The 4,758-nt window shown below is 60.9% G+C and carries 4 protein-coding genes and 1 pseudogene; 4 read left to right on the top strand and 1 reads right to left on the bottom strand.

Annotation, left to right across the window (positions count from 1 at the left end):
* Window positions 1–298: 298 nt before the first annotated feature.
* Window positions 299–676: a winged helix-turn-helix transcriptional regulator gene (locus QX126_RS33450; RefSeq protein ID WP_008524933.1), complete on the bottom strand. Its 378-nt coding sequence runs from the start codon at window positions 674–676 to the stop codon at window positions 299–301.
* Window positions 677–761: 85 nt separating this feature from the next.
* Here QX126_RS33450 and QX126_RS33445 point away from each other — a divergent pair, with 85 nt between their 5' ends.
* The 4 genes and pseudogenes from QX126_RS33445 (at window position 762) to QX126_RS33430 (ending at window position 3,883) form a co-directional block, all read left to right on the top strand.
* Window positions 762–1,382: an FMN-dependent NADH-azoreductase gene (locus tag QX126_RS33445; protein ID WP_315776829.1), complete on the top strand. Its 621-nt coding sequence runs from the start codon at window positions 762–764 to the stop codon at window positions 1,380–1,382.
* An 83-nt stretch (window positions 1,383–1,465) separates the two neighbouring features.
* A complete protein-coding gene (locus QX126_RS33440; protein WP_315786880.1) occupies window positions 1,466–2,110 on the top strand; it encodes an SDR family oxidoreductase in 645 nt (214 codons plus the stop codon).
* Between the two features lie 123 nt (window positions 2,111–2,233).
* Complete coding sequence (locus tag QX126_RS33435; protein ID WP_315786877.1) at window positions 2,234–3,160, top strand: oxidoreductase; 927 nt, start codon at window positions 2,234–2,236, stop codon at window positions 3,158–3,160.
* Window positions 3,161–3,245: 85 nt separating this feature from the next.
* Window positions 3,246–3,883: pseudogene (locus tag QX126_RS33430) on the top strand (DsbA family oxidoreductase).
* Window positions 3,884–4,758 lie beyond the last annotated feature (875 nt).

Below are 4,758 nucleotides of genomic sequence, written 5' to 3'. Positions count from 1 at the left end.
AAGCCGCGTTCGCGCAAAACAAGGCACGATAGTCGTCGTGGCAACCCCACTGTCACAGAAATTATCGTGTCTCACTTCAGGGGGGCAGTCCAGTGCACTTTATTCTCACATACCGCCCGCCACGCCGGCGGATTGTTCTGCGGGCCGCCTGAGGTGCTTGGCTCATCTTTTCTCTCTTCGTCAATTCTGACTGAGAGATCGAAGACGATAGATCATGCGCGTTGGAAGACCCCAGCTCTGGCTGTGCGGCAACAGCGTGCCATAGCGTGCAAATCGGATAAGTGATGTCCGTTGCCAACTAGCTCGCATCGTATCGGACGCGAGCGTTTTGGATGTTCTCCTGATTGGTGTTCGCCCACGTAACGAGAGCCATTACTGGCGCAAGAAGCGTCCGTCCAACATCCGTCAACTCATAATCCACGCGTGGCGGAATAGTGGGGAACAATGTCCGCTTCACCAACCCGTCGCGTTCCAGTCCGCGCAAGGTGATCGTCAGCATCCGCTGCGAGATGCCGTCGATCTGACGCCTCAGCTCATTGAACCGAACTGGTCCATCTTTGAGCGTTGCGATGATGTACAGGCTCCATTTGTCGCCGACGAGATCAAGGATTTCCCGAACCATCCGACAGTCGTCACCTTTGCTCGGGGTAGGAAAATCAATGTCACTAAGTGTCATTGGGGTGCCTTCTTGCGAGGGACATGGCAGTCACCTTAATAGTGTTAGTAACAAGAGTTACTACGCTGTTCACGTCGGAGCAACCATGACCAACATCCTCCTCGTTACCTCGAGCCCTCGTGGCGCCGAGAGCCTGTCCACCCGTTTCGCGACCGAGATCGCCGAAGGCTTCAAGGTTCGCTTGGGCGGCACCGTTTTGACGCGCGATCTGGCGGCTAACCCGCTCCCGCATATCGGCCAAGCGTACATTCAAGGCCGCGTCGCGTCCCCCGAGGCGCGCACACCCGAGCAGCTCAAGGCGGTCGGCCTTGCCCAGGAGCTCGTCGATGAGGTGAAGGCTGCTGACGTGATCGTCTTGGGTTCAGGCATGATCAATTTCGGTCTATCGTCGCAGTTGAAGGCTTGGTTCGATCACATCACTTGGCCGCGCGTGACCTTTGGTTATAACGAAGCCGGCAGGCCGCAGGGATTGCTGACCGGCAAGAAGGTTTATCTGGTCACTGCCGCAGGCGGCGTCTTCTCCGAGGGTGACTGGGCTCCCTTTGATTTCCAGACCGCCTATCTGCGTCACCTCTTGGGCTTCATCGGCCTGGCCGACGTTGAAATCGTCCGTGTGGAAGGCACCGTCTTCGGGCCTGAGGCGGCCAAGGCCGCCATCGCCGCCACCGAAGCCCAGGTTCGCTCGGTCTTGGAAAAGGCCGCCTGAAAGCGGAGCGGCCGGCTGCTCAGGCGATTATGTCAGCAGCCAGAGCAGTTGCTTCCAAGCCAAAAGGCAGGAAGGAAGATGAGATGAAGATTGCTCTCTTTGGAGGGACCGGACCAACCGGAAGACACATTATCGAAGAGGCGCTCCGGCAAGGATATGAGCTGTCCGTCTACACGCGCGACGCCGGAAAACTTTCGGCCTTTGGTAGCAAGATTGAGGTCATCGTCGGTGACCTGAACAATCGCGAAGCGATCAAGGCGTGCGTCGCGGGCTCTGACGCGGTGATCAGCGCCTTGGGGCCCAACAGTCTGAAAGCGCGCGAGAAGCGGCCGATCATGCGCGGCGTCGGCACGATCATCTCTGTCATGGAAGAGCTGAACGTTCGTCGCCTCATCCAGATCTCGACTGCCGCCTATCGTGATCCGAAGGATGGGTTCGACTTCAAGTCGCAAGCATTCGTCTTGCTGTTCAAGATAATCGTTCGCAACGCCTATGACGACATCAAGGCGACCGCTGAACTGGTGAGCAACTCACGCCTCGATTGGACGCTGGTTCGGATTCCCAACCTCAAGGATGGGCCCGCAACAGGCCAAGTGGACGCTGGCTGGTATGGCAAGACGAAGCTCGGCATGAAGCTGTCCCGCGGGAACCTTGCGAAATTCCTGGTCGATCAGGTCGCAGCCAAAGAATACGTGCGCGCCGCGCCGGGGATAGCCGATCACGTCTGAGGGCGGATGGCTCGTCAGACTTGTTTGGCGGACATGCACGCTGCGACTGCCGCCGGTGCAGCACTCGATCCGGCATGGCGGCCCGTAACTTCCCAAACCCGCGTCGAGAGCGAGGAGAAATCTATGCCATCCGAGGGATTTGCGGCGGCCGATGTGCCCGATCAGTCAGGCAAGTGCTTCATCGTCACTGGGGCCAATACGGGAATAGGCTTCGAAGTGGCGAGCGCGCTGGCGGCTCGGCACGCGCGGGTGTTGCTCGCGTGCCGCGACGAAGCGAAGGCGAGAGCCGCGATGAGCCGGATTCGTCAAAAGACTCCGGGAGCTGAGCTCGCGCTCCTGCCACTTGACCTGGCGGATTTGGCGAGCGTGCGACGGGCGGCTGAACTCGCCGCCAAGGAGCCGCGTGTCGACGTGCTGATCAACAATGCCGGCGTGCAGGGGCCGACGCTGAAGCACACAGCGCAGGGCTTCGAGCAGACGTTCGGCGTCAATCATCTTGGCTGCTTCGCGTTCAGCGCGCTCATGCTGCCGAAGCTCATGGAAACGCCCGGATCGCGCATCGTCGTCACGAGCAGCGGGCAGCATAGGGGCGCGAAGATCGAATGGGACGACCTTAACGCTCAGAAGAGCTACAGGTGGCTTCCACGCTATGGCGCCAGCAAGCTCGCGAACCTGCTCTTCGTCTTCGAGCTGGATCGGCGGCTGAGGGCGGCGGGAGCGCCGGTAACAGCGGTGGCCTGCCACCCGGGTCTTGTCGGAACAAACCTCGCCCGCGGCAGCTGGTGGGGCAACAAAGTGATGTCGCTGATCGGCTTTCTATTCGCCACGCCCGCCATGGGCGCCTGGGGCGAACTGCACGCAGCGACCGGGCGGATAAAGCCCAGCGGCTACTATGGGCCGACGGGGTTCTCCGAACTGCGCGGTCCTTCCGGTGAAGGTCTTCCCTCCGAGGAGGCGAGGAATCCCCAGCTCGCCAAGCGACTGTGGGATGTGTCCGTCAAGATGACCGGTATCGACCCTGGCTTGCCCTCCGTCGATGGCGTGTCCTGACTTAGGGATGGAAGGCGCCGCGATCGACGCGAAACGGCTCAGATTAATCCAAGACTGTCGGTTCAATGACCAGAAGGATGAGATAATGCTGCAAATCGATCTTTACACCGAGATCACCTGCCCATGGTGCATCATCGGGCATCACCGTCTCGACAAGGTCCTGGCGGAACGTTTCCCTGAGCTGGATGCCGATATCCGCCAGCACCCGGTCCTTCTGCTTCCCGATGCGCCGGAGGAGGGCCTCTACGTTCCCGATCTTCTCTTGTCGCGTTACGGCGTGACGGATCCGAAGGCCTCCTTCGCCCGGCCCGAGGCGGAGGCACGCGCGTCTGGCCTCGACCTCGACCTGAGCCGCCAACTCTGGACTTACAGAACACAGGCGGCGCACGGGTTAATCCTTGCGGCGCGCGCACGAGGGACGCAGCATCCGCTCGCCGTCGCGATCACTGATGCGCATTTTCTGGAAGCAAGGAACATCTCAGACGCGATGTCCTTGCGGATATCGCCGTGGCCTATGGATTCGAACGGGAAGAAGCTCGTGCGATAGCGCTTGACCCCGAGCAACATAGACGTGTCGAGCAGGAGGCGGCCCGATCGATGGCAGCCGGGGTCAGGTCAGTTCCTCACTTCGTCTTCGGCGGGCGCATCGCTATCAACGGAGGACGCAGCGAAGACGAGATTGCATCAGCCATCCGTGAGGCTGCTGCTGTCGCTCCCGCCTAACGGCGATCTGGCCGCCATCGCAGCGAAACATGTAAATTAATGTATCAAGTTCCTTGACGGAGAGCACTTGCGACCCCTCGGCGCAATAAGAATAATTTGGGGTTACGTTGACAGTGCACTTAACTCTGCCGTCGCAACCCGCCGGTCGAAGACCGGGGCCGCGACACCCGTTCGCCGCTATCGCGAGCGCAGGGGCGTTTGAGGTGTGACCGATCTCAAACCACTCCACTTCGAAGCGCTTGCCGCGTATCATGATCGATCCGGGTTCGAATGCAGCGTAGGGTCGCTCGACCTGCATTTTCGGACACAGGCAGGAGAGTACTCGCGCAAGACCATGGCTGCGCCCTTCGTGGGAGATGGCGGATCATTTGATGCGTTCCCGGTCGCCGGGCGACTACTTCAAGCCCTCACCCTGAGGAGCCCGCTGAAGGCGGGCGTCTCGAAGGGCGAGGCCCCAGCTGCGGCCTCATGGTTCGAGACGCGCCGCCTTGGGCAGTCGTCGCGGGACGGGCTGCGGAGCCCGGCGCTCCTCACCATGAGGGTCAAAAGCCGAGGACGGCACTGCACATCGGCCATGAGCTGCGTGTTCATGGAGAGGGTCCAGCGCCGAAATCCGCGCGGCACATTGGCCGTGAGCAGCGTGTTCACGGAGAGAGCGAACGCCAAGCAGCGCTGCGTCGACGTCCGGTGGTGTCGCCGATCGGCTGACTGACCATCTGCCCGACGGGCAATCCGCGCATGCCCCACATGCGCCAACTGCCCGTCGTGCCAGTTTGTCGCGCACTTCTCCCTTGCCACGTCGGGCAAATCACCTCCACATTCTCGCGCATCCCGGCTCGCTGAAGAGGGACGTTTCGCGATCGTCACGAGCGTCG

The organism is Bradyrhizobium sp. SZCCHNPS1003, assembly GCF_032381555.1.
In the GTDB taxonomy this organism is placed as follows: domain Bacteria; phylum Pseudomonadota; class Alphaproteobacteria; order Rhizobiales; family Xanthobacteraceae; genus Bradyrhizobium.
Note: the sequence above shows the minus strand (reverse complement) of the source record. Positions and strands in the feature narration are given on the sequence as shown.

What these genes read in the sequence shown, in the direction of transcription:
- QX126_RS33450 (WP_008524933.1), bottom strand. Translation starts at nt 676, where the DNA reads ATGACACTTAGTGACATTGATTTTCCTACCCCGAGCAAAGGTGACGAC.
- QX126_RS33445 (WP_315776829.1), top strand. Translation starts at nt 762, where the DNA reads ATGACCAACATCCTCCTCGTTACCTCGAGCCCTCGTGGCGCCGAGAGC.
- QX126_RS33440 (WP_315786880.1), top strand. Translation starts at nt 1,466, where the DNA reads ATGAAGATTGCTCTCTTTGGAGGGACCGGACCAACCGGAAGACACATT.
- QX126_RS33435 (WP_315786877.1), top strand. Translation starts at nt 2,234, where the DNA reads ATGCCATCCGAGGGATTTGCGGCGGCCGATGTGCCCGATCAGTCAGGC.